This window comes from Psychrobacter sp. 1Y4, assembly GCF_051847555.1.
This window is the reverse complement of the sequence record NZ_JBPYDE010000164.1, coordinates 1-1,037: the sequence shown is the minus strand read 5'-3', so window position 1 is coordinate 1,037 and position 1,037 is coordinate 1. Positions and strand designations below refer to the sequence as shown.

Genomic DNA, 1,037 nt, shown 5'->3' with positions numbered 1-1,037 from the left:
GACGGACTTCATCGAATGAATATCTTTTTGGCTTTGTAGATGTTTTATCTTCTGTCTTTAGTAGTTCACTATGTTTTGGTTTAGGCAGTGGTTTAAGTTTGAGCTTGTTAAGCAAATAATAATTAATTGCAGTAGGTGTAGCACCTAACAGCTTTTCCCTACGTCTAGGAACGCTTAGTAATTTATAGTGTCTAGCCGTCAACTGGTAATCCATGTGCCAAAGTAGCAATCCAATCTGAATGTCAGTCAAATGCACATAAGAGTCAAAAGTAGTGCTAGGACTGGCATGTCCAGCTACTCCAGCTAAGGCATATATTTTTTTGTATTGTAGGGATGTCTCAATATAAGCCAATATTTTACAAGACTTGTCTTCGTCATAAGGTAATAAGTCTTTTAAAGTTTGAGAGCATTGATGCCCATTAAAAGCATTAGCTTTATCATACAAAAATGACATTAATTGAAAATTAGTTAAGAAGCTATGTCTTAAATGATGGGTCGTGAGATGAGAAAGTCCTGTTGTAGTTTTAATTAACTGAGATATGGTTTTTGACAAATCACTGGCACGATAAGCCATACCAGCTTGATTAGCGATTAAGGTATCCCCTTTACTTTTACCACGCCTAAGCTCGACTCTCTTGAAAAACGACATTTCTGAATTTGTTAAAAGTTGTTCTAACAATGTCCGTCTTAAGGCAGAACCCGTTTTATTATTACCATATTTATTATTACGCACTTCTAGATAAGCTGAAGTTATAGCCACATCTTTTAATCTAATCTTAACTATTTCACCTATCCTGAGTCCACAGCGCTGCCCTAAAATCAAAGCGAGCTTCACCGCTTCTATTTCATCCTTAGTCATTTCAAGATTGTCAGCATTATTAAGAATAGCCTGAAACATGGTTTCTGAAAGATAGCCTGTCCTATGATGCGCTCGCTTGGTAGATGAAAAAGGTGCAATAGGTTCAATGCCATGATGATTAACTAAATATGCATGTATCTCATCAATATTAGTGGCAATAGCATTTTGAGCGTCTTTA

At 36.2% G+C, this 1,037-nt stretch carries 1 protein-coding gene; it reads right to left on the bottom strand.

Translation table 11 applies throughout. The annotated features are described in order from the left end of the window. Positions 1 to 1,037 (bottom strand): tyrosine-type recombinase/integrase (locus ACS8FC_RS15010; protein WP_439297361.1); only part of this gene is annotated, 1,037 nt, incomplete at both ends.